Below are 12,652 nucleotides of genomic sequence, written 5' to 3'. Positions count from 1 at the left end.
TCATGGAAACTCGCTCCAACCATGTCCTTGTCGGCGCGGTCGTCCTGATCCTGCTGGCGATGCTCGCCTTGTTCACCGTCTGGCTTGCCCGGCTGTCGGGCGGGAACGAGAAGGAGTATGACATCTTCTTCAAGCAGGCGGTCGACGGCGTGAACAAGGGGTCGCCGGTCAGCTTCTCGGGCGTGCCCTCAGGCCAGGTCACCGACATCGCGCTGTTCAAGCCCGATCCGCAGTTCGTGCGCGTGCGCATCCGCGTCAACGACGACGTGCCGATCCTCGAGGGGACGACCGCGACGATCCAGGGCATCGGCTTTACCGGCGTCAGCCAGGTGAGCCTCGACGGCGCGGTCAAGGGGGCGCCGGCGATCGGCTGTCCGCCGGGCGGGTCGACCCAGGCGTGCCCGTTCGGCGTACCCGTCATCCCGACGCGGCAGGGTGGGCTTGGCGCGATCCTCAATTCCGCGCCGCAGTTGCTGGAGCGTATCTCGACGCTGACCGAGCGGCTGACCGAGCTGCTTTCCGACCGCAACCAGAACTCGATCGCGGGCATCCTCGCCAACACGCAGCGGCTGACCGATGCGCTTGCCGATCGCGGGCCGGAAATCGCCGCGACGATGGCCGAGACGCGCATCGCCATCCAGAAGGCGGGCGTCGCCGCGCAGCAGATCGGCGACCTTGCCCAGACCACGAACGGCGTGCTGGCGCAGGACGTGAAGCCCGCCATGGCCAACCTCAACAAGGCGATCGGCGCGGCCCAGAAGAGCGCGGAGACGCTGGATGCGGCGATCGGCGACGCGCGGCCGGGCCTGCAAAGCTTCTCGAAGCAGACGATCCCGGAGGTCGGCCAGCTCGTTTCCGACCTGCGCACGCTGACCGAATCGCTCGCCGACGTGGCGGAAAAGGTCAATCGCGGTGGCGCCGGATCGCTGGTGGGTTCGCCCAAGCTGCCGGACTACAAGGGCAAATAAGGGAGCGTCATGATGAAGAAGCTAGCCATCCTGCTGACGATCCCGCTCTCGGCCTGCATCAGCTTCGGCGCCAAGCCGCCGCCGTCGCTGATGACGCTGTCGCCCGCCTCGCCGGTGCCGGTGGGCGCCGCCGCCAACAGCGGCCAGGCGCGCAACATCACGATCCGCGTGCCATCGACGCCGCAGGAGATCGCCGTGACGCGCGTGCCAGTCCGCGCGACCGACACCAGCATCGCCTACGTCAAGGATGCGCAGTGGATCGAGCCGCCCGCACGGCTCTTCGCCCGCCTGCTGTCCGATACGGTACAGGCGCGGACGGGCTATGTCGTCCTGTCGAACCGGCAGTCGAACGTCGATCCGGGCGCGCAGCTTACCGGCGAACTGCGCAGCTTCGGCCTGGATGCGGCGAGCAACAGCGCGGTCGTCACCTATGACGCGTCGCTGCTGCGCAAGGGCGCGACCACGTTCGACAAGCGCCGGTTCGAGGCGCGCGTGCCCGTGAGCGCGATCGACGCGGCGAACGCGGCGACCGGGCTCAACCAGGCGGCGAATCAGGTCGCGACCGAGGTCGCCGACTGGGTCGGCCGGTAACGGACCGGCGGCGACCCTTCGTTGATGTGGGTCGCCGCCCTCCTCGCTATCAGCGCACAAGTGGCGGATGCGCCGCCCGTCCCGGCGGCGCTGACGCCTTATCTGGTCAATGGCGAGGTCCCCGCGGGCGACTATCGCTGGCTGCGCGGCCGCTTCCCCGGCGCGACCCCGGCCGAGGTCGAGGCCTTCGCCGCCGCCGACCGCTTCAACCGCGCGTGCGAGGCATGGTCGACGGCGGCAGTGCAAACGAACCTCGCCGCGCTGGGCACGAGGGCGGTCGTGCTCGACGGCTTCTACGCCGCACCGAAGCGATGCCAGCAGTTCATGCAGCTCGGCGTCGGCCCCGATGTGACTTGGCCTGCCTTCAGCGCCGCGCTCGACAAGGTGCGCCCCTATGCGCTCGGCGTGGTTCGCGGCGTCGCGCTTGCCGAGGATCAGCTGCTCGAAAAGGGATCGCTCGCCGACCAGCTGGCGACGCGAACCGTCGGCGAGCAGGCACTGCGCTTCGCCTGGATCGAGAGCGGCAAGCATGAGGGGGTTACCGCCGGCTATTCGCCGCTCGAGCGGACGATCTACGACGGCATCGTCACCCGCGCGATGACGGCCCGCGATCAGGTCAACACCGAATGGCTGGCCAAGATCGTGGCGCTCGAGGGCTGGCCGAAACGGTCGAAGGTAGGGCAGAACGCCGCCAACGCCGCCTGGCTGCTTGCGCAGCACGCCGACAACGATCCGGCCTTCCAGCTGAAGGCGCTGTACCTGATGACCCCGCTGGTCGCGCAGAAGGAAGTCGATTCGCAGCAATTCGCGATGCTCACCGATCGCGTCGAGCTCAAGCTGTCGGGCAGGCAGCGATACGGCACGCAGTGGACCTGCGCGGCGGGCAAGCGCAAACCGCTTCCGCTGACGCAGGACGACGCGGCGACCGACCGGCTGCGCAAGACCGCCGGCCTCGACACGATCGCAGAGAATGCGGCGCGGATGGATGAGCTCTACGGCCCCTGCCCGCCCGACCCGGCGCGCTGATGCACACCCGCCTGCCGCATCCGCGGTTCCTCACCTTTCTCGGCATCCTGGTCGCCGGCTTCGTCGGCGGTGCGTTGGCGGGCCTGCCGCTGCGCATCGCGTTCGTTGCGGCGTTCGATCTGGCGGCGCTCACGTTCATCGCCGGCACGCTGCCGCTTTGGCGGATAGGGACGAACACCGCCGCCCTGCGCGAGCGATCGGAGCGCGACGATGGCGGGCGGGGATTCCTGCTGCTCCTCGCCGGCGTCATTGCGATCGCGGTGCTGGTCTGCGTCGTCGGCCTGCTCGGCACGCATCGCCGCGTCATTCCGGGGGCCGAGCCGCTGGCGATCGCGACCGAGGTGATCGCCTGGGGCTTCGCCAACCTCGTCTACGCGTTCCACTATGCACGGCTCTATTACGACCGCGACGAGGATGGCGGCGACCATGGCGGCATCGCGCTGCCCGGCGGGGCGGAGCCGGGCTTCGCCGATTTCGCCAGCTTCGCGCTGGTCATCGGCATGACCTGCCAGACCGCGGATATCGAGATCACCGGCCCGCGCATCCGCCGCGCGAGCACGGTCCACGGCCTGATCGCCTTCTTCTTCAACCTGGGCGTGCTGGCGATCACGGTGAACATCGTCGCCGGCGCGCTTTGAAAGCGGGCGGCACCAGCCCGCTCCCCCACCCGCCTTCCACAGCGTATCCTGATTGGGTGGCCGGGTGGGGGAGCGGGCCAGCGCCGTCTATCCGCGTGAGCGGATCGAAAGCCTATTTCATCGCGCGGATCGGCACCGTCAGGTTGCAGATGTCGACCCCGCCCGCAGGCCGGTTAAAGAACGCATCCCGGCGGTTGGCGCGGGCCGCGGCATAGGCGGCGAAGCTGTCGCTGTCGGTCGCCAGATATTCGAACGCCGGCCGCTGGCCCGCCGGCAGGTCGCTGCCCAGCCTGACGCTTACAATCGGGGTCCGCTCGCCCGGCGTCTTGTAGAAGCCGAGATCGCCGGTGCCGCGCTTTAGGCTGGAAAGATATTCCATCCCCGATATCACCCGACCGACGATCGCGATATTGCGATCGAGGTGGCGGGGCGCTTGGCCGATCACCGTGTAGAGCTCCGCCCCCGTCCCCGTGTCGGGCGACAGGTTCCGGCCGACGCCGACCATGCCGTAGCAATGCGGCATCCACGCGCTCGATTTGTCCGCAGCGATCGGCCAGCCGTCGAGTAGTTCGACCCATTCGGCATAACTATCTCGCTCATGCCAGCCTTGCGGCGCCCGTGGCGTGACGGTGCCGCGGATCGCCGTGTCCAACAGGCGCCTCGCCCGTGCATCCACGTCGGCCAGGTCGCGTGCCTCGATCGACGGGCGCGCATCCGCGACCGTGTCGAGCGGCGTGACATAGGCGCTTTCGGGCACCGGCTCGATCCCGGGGGGCATTGGCTTCTTCTCGGTCGGGTCGCCCCATTGCGTCACGTAATTGTCCTGCACGCGCACGACCGCGGTCCCGTCCCACCAGTGCGCCGCCGCCAGCCGCCGCATGTTCGCGGTCCAGCCCGACGCGAACGGCGCGGGGACGAGCTGGATGACGACGCGGCGCGGCTTGCCGCCTTCCGGCGCGAGATCCATGACGAGCAGGTCGCCCGCCGGGATCGAGCGCCAGTCTGAGCGCGGCGCACCCGCGACGATCGAGGCGGGCGTCGGCGGCTCGGGTGTTTGCGGGGCGGCGGCAGCGGCCTGGATCAGGCCCATCAGCAATGCGGCGGCAATGGTCATCGCCGCAGCGTGGCACGCGGTTGCATCTTCGCGCAATCCCCGCACTTGCGGGCGCGCCCCGCCTCGCCTAAGCGCCGCATTCCAGCGATGCGGAGCGGTGGCCGAGTGGTCGAAGGCGCTCGCCTGGAAAGTGAGTATACGGCAAAACCGTATCGAGGGTTCGAATCCCTCCCGCTCCGCCAAGCCTTTGCTAAAAGGCTCGATTTACAGGCCTTTCCGGCGCGTGGGCTGCTTGCGACCAACATTTCGTCACACAATCGGGAGGTCTTGCAGTGGTTTCGTTGCGACCTGTGCTGCGGTTTGAGCGCAATCAAATCCTTTTCCCGAAACAAATGTGTTGCGGACAGCGCAGCGCGTTCCCCATGATCTTTTCATGACAGAAATTTTGCCCAAGCCGATCTAAATCCTCCCCAGACGGCGCCGGAGGCGGTCGCAGGCGATCGGCACGCAGGCCGCTTGGACGCAGATCGCGATCAACGACATCGCCGTCACCAGCGGCAACGCGACGGTCGCCTTCACGTCGATCGGCTCGGGCGGCCAGACCCTCGATGTCGACGACGTGGTGTTCGAGCGCACGAGCTAGTCGGTCGCGCACGGACGCCAAGGCGCTTCGATCGCCCCGGTGACGGCGCGCATTTCGCCGTCACATGCCGATATCGCCGAGCCAGAGCCGGCCCAGCAGGCGATCGAGCGACGGCGGATCGAAGCGGTCTAGGCCGGAACCGGGATAGAAGGTCAGCTCGCCGAAGCGGGGCGTGCCGGCGATATCGTACAGGTCCACGCGAACGAAGTCGAACCCCGCGCCCAGGATTTCGGCCCCCTCGATCATCCGGGCCAGCGTGGCGGGCGGCCGAATGTCGCCGCCCGCCGCCGCCGACAGCCGACGCCAGCTTCGGTCGTACAATGTCCAGCGATGCGCGGTCGCGCGATCGAGATGGACCTGGATCGCAGCCACGCGGCCGTGGAAGACATAGAGCTTGTAGTCGATCGGCAGCGTCCGGCCATCGCCGATGAGCGGCTCGATCAGCAGGCCGCGCGGGACGTCGCGATAGGCCCATTCGTCGAGCCAACCGCCATAGGGGGACCTGACCCAGCGGGCCGATGCGCGACATATCGCCTTCCAGTCGTCGCGGTCGCTGCGCACGATGCGCATCTGGCGGCAACCGTGGCGCGACTTGACCACGAACGGCGGCGCGCAGGGCGGCCGGTCGGGCAGGATGGTGCCGGACCACAGCGTCGGCGTCGTCCATTGCGGGCCGAGCCGGTCGGCGACGAACGTCTTGACCGACAGCTTGTCGATCAGGCCCGCCATGCGCGGATCGCGATCGATCAGCTTGCGCCGCTGTACCAGTTCGGTGAAGCATTGCGGATCGCGCAGCGACAGGCGGCGGGCGTGCCGCCACAGATAGGTCAGGTGAAGCCGCGCCAGCGTCGCCGCCGACACAGGCTCGGCACCTCCGGGGTGCGCCGCCGGATCGACCGGTCGCTGCGGACCAGCGACGCTCGCCGCCGTCGCGGTCATGCAGGCACTCGCCGGATCGTCTCGTCGAGGCTGGCGACGGCGATCCCGAATTTGGTGACGACCATCCGGTTCCGCGCGACATGGCCCCCGGGCAGCAGATAGAGCCATTGCTGCGCGCGCAGGCCGCCGGCCATGGCGAACGCCAGATGCAGGCGGTTGCCAGCGACCTCGCCGACGACGGGACCCGCCGCGTCGCTGAGCGTGCCGGCGTAACGGCCCGGCGCAGTGCGGCGCAGGTGCCAGATGCGGTGTTTCGATCGCCCGCGGGTGCGGCGGACGTCCTGCTCCAGCACGATGGTCCCGTCGGCGGTGACGGTCCCTCGCCCGGCGACCGTGATCGCCTCGCGCAGCCGCGTCAGCACCTTCAATACGCCGTCGCCCCTCGTGGCCCCGGCGAAGAACACGATGGGGTCGAACACCGGCGACGGCGCCCGCAGCGTGGTGAGATGCCCGGCCGGCACGCATCCGCCCAGCACCGACGCCGCCAGCACGATCGACGCCGGGACCCGAAACCGAGGCCCCGCCGCCGGCGATCGGAACATCGGCAGGAAAAGGCGCACGGGCTGTCCTCTCGTCGGGGGCGATCCCTCACGTCGCCTGTGGTCGTGACAGATACGTTCGACCGCGCGCGAGGTTGTCTAAACTCGCGTTCAGCATCCCGCGTCCGGCAAATCCGATCGCGGGAAGCCCGGTCGCGCCGCTCACCCCAGCGACCGCAGCAAGTCCTCCCACCAGACGACGCCCGGATCGATCGTCGCGACCGGCACCCGCTCGTTCAGCCCGTGCGCGAAGATTTCGCCCGGCTTCATAAAGACCGGCCCGACGCCGAAACTGGGGATGCCGTGCGCGCGGAAATGCATCGAATCGGTCGCCCCCGCTTCCTGCTGCGGCAGCACCTGAAGGCCCGGCGACCGCTTCGCGGCGGCGGCCTTCACCGCCGCCAGCACCTTCGGGTCGAGCGGTGAGGCGCCGGCCTCGATCGTGCCGTTGTCGGCAAAGCTCACCTTGATCTTCGGATCGGCGACCAGAGCGGTCAGCTTCTTTTCGATCTCCGCGCGGGGGGTGCCGGGGAAGATGCGGCAATTGACGTTCGCCATCGCGCGCTGGGGCAGCGCGTTGGGCGCGTGGCCGCCGTTGAACATCGTCGTGACGCAGGTCGTCCGCACCTGTCCGATATAGCGCGGGTCGGCGGAGATCGTGTCCGCTGCCGCCTGATCGCGCGGGTTGGCCGCGAACGCCTTCATCGCCGCGCCGAGCGGGCCCGGCGTGCCGGCGGCGGTGCCGGCGAGCGATGCCCTGGTGATCTCGTTCTGCTGCGGGGGGAAGCGATAGGCGGCGATCCGCCCGACCGCCGCCGCCAGGCTGACGATCGCATTGGTCGGGCCAGGGCGGCTCGAATGGCCGCCGGGATCGGTGATCGTGAGGTGCCAGTCGCCATAGACCTTTTCGGCGGCCTGAAGGCCATAGGCGATCGGCTTGCCATCGTCGCCGAGCGCCCCGCCGCCGGCATCGGCGTTCAGGACCAGCCCCGCGCCCTTGAACGCCTCGGCCGCGGCCTGCGTCGTCTTCATGCTGGTCTCTTCGTCGCCGGTCAGGACGAGCACGAGGTCCCGCTGCGGCACCCAGCGCTCGCGCTTCAGCTTCATCAGCGTCGCGACCGCCAGCGACAGCCCCGCCTTGTTGTCGAGGCTGCCGCGGCCATAGACATAGCCGTTCTCGACCACGGGCGTGAACGGATCGCGGGTCCAGTCCTTCGGATCGGCCTCCACCACGTCCATGTGCGCCAGCACGACGGTCGGCTTCGCCTTTCGATCGCGCCCCGGATAGCGCGCGGTCAGATACCCGGTCTCGCCGATCGGAACGAACGTCACGTCGGCCTCGGCAAAGCCGGCGGCGACGAGCTGCTGCTTCAGATAGGCGGAATAGGCGGGCACCTGGCCTCGGCCGGCGACGGTCTGGAAGGCGATCCCCTTGGTCAGCAGCGTCAGCGCTTCCTTGCCGGCGGGCGTGGTCGGCGTGTCCTGAGCAGTAGCGGCGGCAGGGACGAAAGCAGTGGCGGTGGCGGTGGCGGCGACGATAATCGGCAAGTGGCGCATGATGTTCTCCCGGCGCCATTGGTGTGCGGTTCGGTGGCGGCGCGCAAGCGCGAGTGTCGCGCGTCACGCGTGAGGTTGCGACGTACCCTCGATGGCGATCACGACCCCCCTGACCCCGAACGTCGCCAGCGGCGCGAATCGAGACACTCGGGGTCCGCAAGCCGAAAGCCGGCACGAGCGCCATCAGCTCGGCCTCGCCGAACGACCGGTGCGTTTCCGACTTGCCGCCGAACAGCTTCGCAATCGCGCTGCCCGCGGTGACATAAGCGACGAAGCGTCCGTCCGGGCGCAGCACACGGCGAAGCTCGCCGAGGATCGCCGCCTCGTCATGCCAGAAATAAAGCGTGTTGCAGGCCAACACGGCATCGACGCCGGCGTCGTTCAGCGGCAGCCGGTCGAACCGCGCCGCCGCGATCGTCGCGCGGTCGCCGCAGCGGCGACGGGCGATCTCGACCATCAGCGGGCTGTGGTCGATGCCGGTCACCCGCGCGCCCGTCCGCGCGATCGATGCGGCCGCCCTGCCCGTGCCGCAGCCGAGGTCAAGCACATGCTCCCCCGGTTGCGGCGCGAGCGCGGCGATCGATGCGGCCACCGCCCTTCGGTTGGCGAGGTCCATCGCCGCCGCGACGACGCCGCCCGCCCGGCCGCTCGGCCGCGCGAGCTGGCGGGCAAACGCGGCGCGATCAGCCACCGTAGCCGATCTTGGCAAGGAGGTCGCGGATCTCGGCGCGGCGACCCGCGTCCCACACCGGCCGCTTCGGATCGACGGGTGCCTTCAGCGCGCGCTGGAGGAAGACGCGCGCCCTTGTCGTTGCCCGTCGAGTGGAGGAAATCGCCGTAGAAGAAATTGTTGTCGAGGCCGGCCGGCTCCTGCACCAGCGCCTGCTGGAAATAGGTGCGCGCCCGCTTGGTGCTGCCGAAGCCGATCGGGAAGCCGGGGACGCGGTAATAGAGGACGCCGAGGCTCATCGCCGCGCCGCCATCGGCGACCTTCGGATTGATGGTGTATGCCTGTGCCAGGATATCGCGCGCCCGCGTCGCGAGGCCGAGCTGCTTCAACAGCGTCGCTCGCGCCGCCTACTCGCTGACGACGATCCCTTCCCACAGCAGCGGTTCGGCGCGGCCGGGATAGCGCGCGGCGACCTGTGCCGCCTGTCCCTCCAGCGCGGACAGCTGGCGGTACTGGTCCTCGCGATTGGGCACTTCGTAGCGGATGTGCGCCCACTGGTCGTTGATGCGCTTCACTGCGGCATCCATGGCCGGGTTGTCGCTGGCGACCGCGGGCGCGGCGGCGGCGAAGAGGGCGAGGCCGGCGATGAGCATACGGATCACGATTGGGCTCCTGTTGGGCTGGGTCGGAAAAGGGCGCGCGCGGCATCGACCTGTCCGGCGATGCCGCGGTCGACCAGGCGCGGGGCGATGGCGTTGAGCTGTGCGAACAGGCGCTCGGCGATGCCGACCAACACGTCGCCCGCGCGCCGTTCGATCGCCGACAGGATGCGGCCAGCGACTCAGTCGGGATCGTCGGCGTGCATCTTCGTTGCGACCATGAACCGCTGGATCGCCTCGGTATTGAGCGGCGTGCGCATCGCCCGCGGCGCGACATGGGTGACGGCGATGCCCGACCCGGCGACCTCGCGGCGAAGCGCCTGGCTGAAGCCCTTAAGCCCCGCCTTTGCGCTCGAACAGGCCGTAAAATAGGGATAGGGGACCGCCCCCATCATCGAGCCGATATTGACGATCTGTCCATCGCCGCGCAGCCGCATCTGCGGCACCATCGCCGCGCTCAGGACCGTCGGCGCGATCAGATTGACGGCGTAGCCGAGGCGGAGGCGATCGGTCCCCTGATCCTCGATCGGCCTGGAGCACGTCGTCGGCGTCGTCCGCGCTGCCGGTGCGCGCGACAAGGAAACGGCGCAGCGCGGCGCGCTCCTCGGCAAAGACCGCGGGCAGCCCGGCGCTCATCCCCACTCCTACAGCAACGCTCGCCCCTGGCCGTAGCCGCCGCCGCGGCGTTTAGAAATGCCCTTCCTCATGAACGATGCGGGCAAGTGTATTGCCGCCGACGGACACAGACGCTAGCTGTCGTATATGACTAATACAGTTCTCGGCCGTTTCGGCCGGATCGTGGCGGGCGCCCTGCTCGCGCTCCTTGCCTTCGCCCCGGTTGCAAAGGCCGGATCGCGGGCGGCGCTGCCGGACATGACCGCTATCCTGCGCGAGCAGCGGGTCGAAAGCGCATCGGTCGCACTGGTCCGCGGCGGCCGGATCGTCGCGGCGGCGGCATGGGGCGCAGCCGGTCCGAACCGGCAAGCGACCGCCGCCACGCCCTACAACCTCGCCTCGCTGACCAAGCCGTTGACGGCGGAAGTGGTGCTGCGGCTGGTGTCGGCGGGCAGGCTGTCACTCGACGAAGTGATGGACGCGTATTGGAGCGATCCCGATCTGGCGCATGACCCCCGCCGCGCGCTGCTGACGCCGCGCATGGCGCTCAGCCATCGGACCGGCTTTCCCAACTGGCGCGACGCAAAGGGTCTGTCGTTCGATCACGACCCCGGCACGACGACCGGCTATTCGGGCGAGGGCTATCAATATGCAGCGCGCTATGCCGAGCGTCGTACCGGAACCGCGTTCGAGACGCTGGCGCAGCGCTGGCTGTTCGCCCCGGCGCGGATGCGCGCGTCGGGCTATGTCTCGGCGCAGGGCGCGGCGAAGCCGCTCGCGGTGCCGTACGACGCGTCGGGGAAACCGCTGCCGGTCGAGGCGGTGACGCACTACAACGCCGCCGACCTCGCTCACGCGACCGCAAGCGACTATGCCCGCTTCCTGATCGAGGTGCGGGGCGATCGCCGCCTGACCCCCGCGGTGGCGGCGGAGCGAAGCCGGTCGCAGGCGGACCTGACGCCGCAGGCGTGCGCGGGCGCGAAATCGGCGAGCTGTCCGCCCTGGACCGGTTTCGGCCTCGGCTGGCAGCTGCTCGGCTTTCCCGGGGAAACGACGATGCTGCACACCGGCAAAGACGCCGGTGCCTTCACCTTCGCCGCGATCAACCGGACGAGTGGCGACGGGATCGTCATCCTGACCAACAGCGACAATGGCTGGCGGGTGATCCTGCCCATCCTCGAACGGACGCGCAGCGATCCGAAGCTTGTCGCCTTCCTTCGCGGGCAGATGAGCTGAAGACTAGGCGCGCCGCGAGACAGCGCCGCGGCCGGGCGATATGGGTCGGGGATGTCTCGCCTGCTCCTGTTCAACAAGCCTTATGGCGTGCTGTCGCAATTCACCGACCGCGGATCGCCGACGGTGCGCGCGACGCTGTCGGACTTCATCGAGGTGAAGGGCGTCTATCCCGCCGGCCGGCTCGATCGCGACAGCGAGGGCCTGTTGCTGCTGTGCGACGACGGGCGGTTGCAGGCGCGCATCGCCGATCCGCGGTTCAAGATGCCCAAGACCTATCTCGTGCAGGTCGAGGGCAACCCGGATGCGCCGGCGTTAGACCAGTTGCGCCGCGGCGTCCGGCTGAAGGACGGCATGACGCTGCCGGCCGAAATCGCGCGCATCGACCCGCCCGACCTGTGGCCGCGCGATCCGCCGATCCGCGTGCGCAAGGCGGTGCCCGACGCCTGGCTCAGCATCACGATCCGCGAGGGGCGCAACCGCCAGGTGCGCCGCATGACCGCGGCGGTGGGTCTGCCGACGCTGCGGCTGGTCCGCTGGTCGATCGGCGACTGGTCGGTCGCGACGATTGCGCCGGGACGGTTCGAGACGCGGTCCGGCCTCGATGCGGTTGCCGCCGGCCGCGAAACTTGATTTGAGGCGTCGCTCCATCCGCAGGGTTTCCCGACTTCGATGAATTACCGCCACTCCTTCCACGCCGGCAACAGCGCCGATGTGGTGAAGCACAGCCTGCTGATCGCGCTCGTCCGGGCGTTGCAGCAGAAGCCGGGTGCACTGACGCTGATCGACACGCATGCCGGCTGCGGACTCTACGACCTGGGCGGCGAGCAGGCGCAGCGCACCGGGGAAGCGGCGGAGGGGGTCGTGCGGGCCTTTGCCGATACGAACCCGTTGCTCGACGATTATCGCGCTGCCGTACGATCGGTGAATGCCGGCCCGGCGCCGGATCTCTATCCCGGCTCGCCGCAGTTCCTCGCGCAGTTGCTGCGCCCGCAGGACGTGCTGATCCTCAACGAAAAGCACCCCGAGGATGCGCGCGCGCTGCGCGGCGCGATGCGCGGCACGCCCGCGGCGGTGCACGAGCGCGACGCGTATGAGCTCTGGCTGGCGATGCTGCCGACCCGCACCCCGCGCGGCGTGGTGGTCGTCGATCCGCCGTACGAGCAGCTCGACGAGCGCGACCGCATCGTCGCCACGCTCGCCGCGGCACACCGCAAATGGGCGCACGGCGTCACGGTAATCTGGTACCCGCTGAAGGACCGCGCCGCGCACCAGCAGTGGAAGGGCAAGCTGCGCCGGCTGGGCATCCCGAAGGTCCTGGTCGTCGAGCATTGGCTGTACGACGTCGATCGCCCCGGCCTCTACAACGGCGCGGGGCTGTTCATCGTCAACCCGCCCTATGCGTTCGTGCAGGATCTGCCGCCGCTGCTCGAGGCCCTGCGCAGCGCGCTCGCGCCGGCGGGGCAATGGGGCAGGATCGGCGCCGACTGGCTGGACGACCGAGGCTGACGATCCGAAGG

Annotated in this window: 16 protein-coding genes, 1 tRNA gene and 1 pseudogene; 8 read left to right on the top strand and 10 right to left on the bottom strand. The window is 69.3% G+C overall.

The window, feature by feature from the left end:
- The first annotated feature begins 2 nt into the window (after positions 1-2).
- Genes FHR19_RS07370 through FHR19_RS07355 form a run of 4 tightly spaced genes read left to right on the top strand, consistent with a single transcriptional unit; the run spans position 3 to position 3,223 of the window.
- On the top strand, positions 3-968 hold the full coding sequence (locus tag FHR19_RS07370) for an MlaD family protein (RefSeq protein ID WP_184026478.1): 966 nt from the start codon (positions 3-5) through the stop codon (positions 966-968).
- Between the two features lie 12 nt (positions 969-980).
- Positions 981-1,559 (top strand): ABC-type transport auxiliary lipoprotein family protein, encoded by a 579-nt coding sequence (locus tag FHR19_RS07365; RefSeq protein ID WP_184026477.1) that lies wholly within the window; start codon positions 981-983, stop codon positions 1,557-1,559.
- A 24-nt stretch (positions 1,560-1,583) separates the two neighbouring features.
- On the top strand, positions 1,584-2,585 hold the full coding sequence (locus FHR19_RS07360) for a DUF6624 domain-containing protein (protein ID WP_184026475.1): 1,002 nt from the start codon (positions 1,584-1,586) through the stop codon (positions 2,583-2,585).
- A complete protein-coding gene (locus FHR19_RS07355) occupies positions 2,585-3,223 on the top strand; it encodes a DUF1345 domain-containing protein (protein WP_184026474.1) in 639 nt (212 codons plus the stop codon). The genes FHR19_RS07360 and FHR19_RS07355 overlap by 1 nt, the downstream gene beginning before the upstream one ends.
- Positions 3,224-3,335: 112 nt before the next feature.
- Here FHR19_RS07355 and FHR19_RS07350 read toward each other — a convergent pair whose 3' ends face one another.
- A complete protein-coding gene (locus FHR19_RS07350) occupies positions 3,336-4,337 on the bottom strand; it encodes a peptidylprolyl isomerase (RefSeq protein ID WP_184026472.1) in 1,002 nt (333 codons plus the stop codon).
- Positions 4,338-4,428: 91 nt separating this feature from the next.
- Between FHR19_RS07350 and FHR19_RS07345 the strand changes: the two genes are divergently transcribed.
- A tRNA-Ser gene (locus tag FHR19_RS07345) sits at positions 4,429-4,519 on the top strand.
- A gap of 217 nt (positions 4,520-4,736) precedes the next feature.
- Here FHR19_RS07345 and FHR19_RS07340 read toward each other — a convergent pair.
- From FHR19_RS07340 to FHR19_RS17635, 9 genes and pseudogenes are all read right to left on the bottom strand, one after another.
- Complete coding sequence (locus tag FHR19_RS07340; RefSeq protein ID WP_184026470.1) at positions 4,737-4,913, bottom strand: hypothetical protein; 177 nt, start codon at positions 4,911-4,913, stop codon at positions 4,737-4,739.
- 67 nt (positions 4,914-4,980) lie between these two features.
- Positions 4,981-5,859 (bottom strand): ATP-grasp fold amidoligase family protein, encoded by an 879-nt coding sequence (locus FHR19_RS07335; RefSeq protein ID WP_184026468.1) that lies wholly within the window; start codon positions 5,857-5,859, stop codon positions 4,981-4,983.
- Positions 5,856-6,419, bottom strand: coding sequence for a DUF3833 family protein (locus FHR19_RS07330; protein WP_343053201.1), 564 nt, complete (start codon positions 6,417-6,419; stop codon positions 5,856-5,858). The genes FHR19_RS07335 and FHR19_RS07330 overlap by 4 nt, the downstream gene beginning before the upstream one ends.
- Before the next feature lie 141 nt (positions 6,420-6,560).
- On the bottom strand, positions 6,561-7,955 hold the full coding sequence (locus FHR19_RS07325; protein ID WP_184026466.1) for a M20/M25/M40 family metallo-hydrolase: 1,395 nt from the start codon (positions 7,953-7,955) through the stop codon (positions 6,561-6,563).
- Between the two features lie 313 nt (positions 7,956-8,268).
- Positions 8,269-8,502 (bottom strand): annotated as a pseudogene (locus FHR19_RS17650) (class I SAM-dependent methyltransferase); the annotation flags it as partial.
- Positions 8,436-9,014, bottom strand: coding sequence for a tetratricopeptide repeat protein (locus FHR19_RS17960; protein WP_343053200.1), 579 nt, complete (start codon positions 9,012-9,014; stop codon positions 8,436-8,438). The gene FHR19_RS17960 and the pseudogene FHR19_RS17650, both read right to left, overlap by 67 nt.
- Positions 9,015-9,032: 18 nt before the next feature.
- Positions 9,033-9,287, bottom strand: a complete 255-nt coding sequence (locus tag FHR19_RS17645; protein ID WP_246359390.1) for a hypothetical protein — start codon at positions 9,285-9,287, stop codon at positions 9,033-9,035.
- Positions 9,284-9,421, bottom strand: coding sequence for a hypothetical protein (locus FHR19_RS17640; protein WP_246359389.1), 138 nt, complete (start codon positions 9,419-9,421; stop codon positions 9,284-9,286). The genes FHR19_RS17645 and FHR19_RS17640 overlap by 4 nt, the downstream gene beginning before the upstream one ends.
- A 45-nt stretch (positions 9,422-9,466) precedes the next feature.
- Entirely contained in the window at positions 9,467-9,862 is a 396-nt protein-coding gene (locus FHR19_RS17635; RefSeq protein ID WP_246359388.1) for an SDR family NAD(P)-dependent oxidoreductase, read from the bottom strand.
- Positions 9,863-10,046: 184 nt separating this feature from the next.
- Here FHR19_RS17635 and FHR19_RS07305 point away from each other — a divergent pair, with 184 nt between their 5' ends.
- From FHR19_RS07305 to FHR19_RS07295, 3 genes are read left to right on the top strand one after another with little or no spacing between them, the layout of a single operon-like run.
- Entirely contained in the window at positions 10,047-11,135 is a 1,089-nt protein-coding gene (locus tag FHR19_RS07305) for a serine hydrolase domain-containing protein (RefSeq protein ID WP_184026464.1), read from the top strand.
- A 51-nt stretch (positions 11,136-11,186) separates the two neighbouring features.
- Positions 11,187-11,765: a pseudouridine synthase gene (locus FHR19_RS07300; RefSeq protein WP_184026462.1), complete on the top strand. Its 579-nt coding sequence runs from the start codon at positions 11,187-11,189 to the stop codon at positions 11,763-11,765.
- Between the two features lie 39 nt (positions 11,766-11,804).
- A complete protein-coding gene (locus FHR19_RS07295) occupies positions 11,805-12,641 on the top strand; it encodes a 23S rRNA (adenine(2030)-N(6))-methyltransferase RlmJ (RefSeq protein ID WP_184026461.1) in 837 nt (278 codons plus the stop codon).
- The last annotated feature ends 11 nt before the right edge of the window (positions 12,642-12,652 follow it).

Source organism: Sphingomonas yantingensis (assembly GCF_014199325.1).
GTDB classification, from domain to species: domain Bacteria; phylum Pseudomonadota; class Alphaproteobacteria; order Sphingomonadales; family Sphingomonadaceae; genus Sphingomonas; species Sphingomonas yantingensis.
The sequence above is the reverse complement of the archived record's forward strand: the minus strand, read 5'-3'. Positions and strand labels throughout refer to the sequence as shown.

What these genes read in the sequence shown, in the direction of transcription:
- FHR19_RS07305 (WP_184026464.1), top strand. Translation starts at nt 10,047, where the DNA reads ATGACTAATACAGTTCTCGGCCGTTTCGGCCGGATCGTGGCGGGCGCC.
- FHR19_RS07370 (WP_184026478.1), top strand. Translation starts at nt 3, where the DNA reads ATGGAAACTCGCTCCAACCATGTCCTTGTCGGCGCGGTCGTCCTGATC.
- FHR19_RS07335 (WP_184026468.1), bottom strand. Translation starts at nt 5,859, where the DNA reads ATGACCGCGACGGCGGCGAGCGTCGCTGGTCCGCAGCGACCGGTCGAT.
- FHR19_RS07355 (WP_184026474.1), top strand. Translation starts at nt 2,585, where the DNA reads ATGCACACCCGCCTGCCGCATCCGCGGTTCCTCACCTTTCTCGGCATC.
- FHR19_RS07365 (WP_184026477.1), top strand. Translation starts at nt 981, where the DNA reads ATGAAGAAGCTAGCCATCCTGCTGACGATCCCGCTCTCGGCCTGCATC.
- FHR19_RS07325 (WP_184026466.1), bottom strand. Translation starts at nt 7,955, where the DNA reads ATGCGCCACTTGCCGATTATCGTCGCCGCCACCGCCACCGCCACTGCT.
- FHR19_RS07300 (WP_184026462.1), top strand. Translation starts at nt 11,187, where the DNA reads ATGTCTCGCCTGCTCCTGTTCAACAAGCCTTATGGCGTGCTGTCGCAA.
- FHR19_RS07350 (WP_184026472.1), bottom strand. Translation starts at nt 4,337, where the DNA reads ATGACCATTGCCGCCGCATTGCTGATGGGCCTGATCCAGGCCGCTGCC.
- FHR19_RS07295 (WP_184026461.1), top strand. Translation starts at nt 11,805, where the DNA reads ATGAATTACCGCCACTCCTTCCACGCCGGCAACAGCGCCGATGTGGTG.
- FHR19_RS07360 (WP_184026475.1), top strand. Translation starts at nt 1,584, where the DNA reads ATGTGGGTCGCCGCCCTCCTCGCTATCAGCGCACAAGTGGCGGATGCG.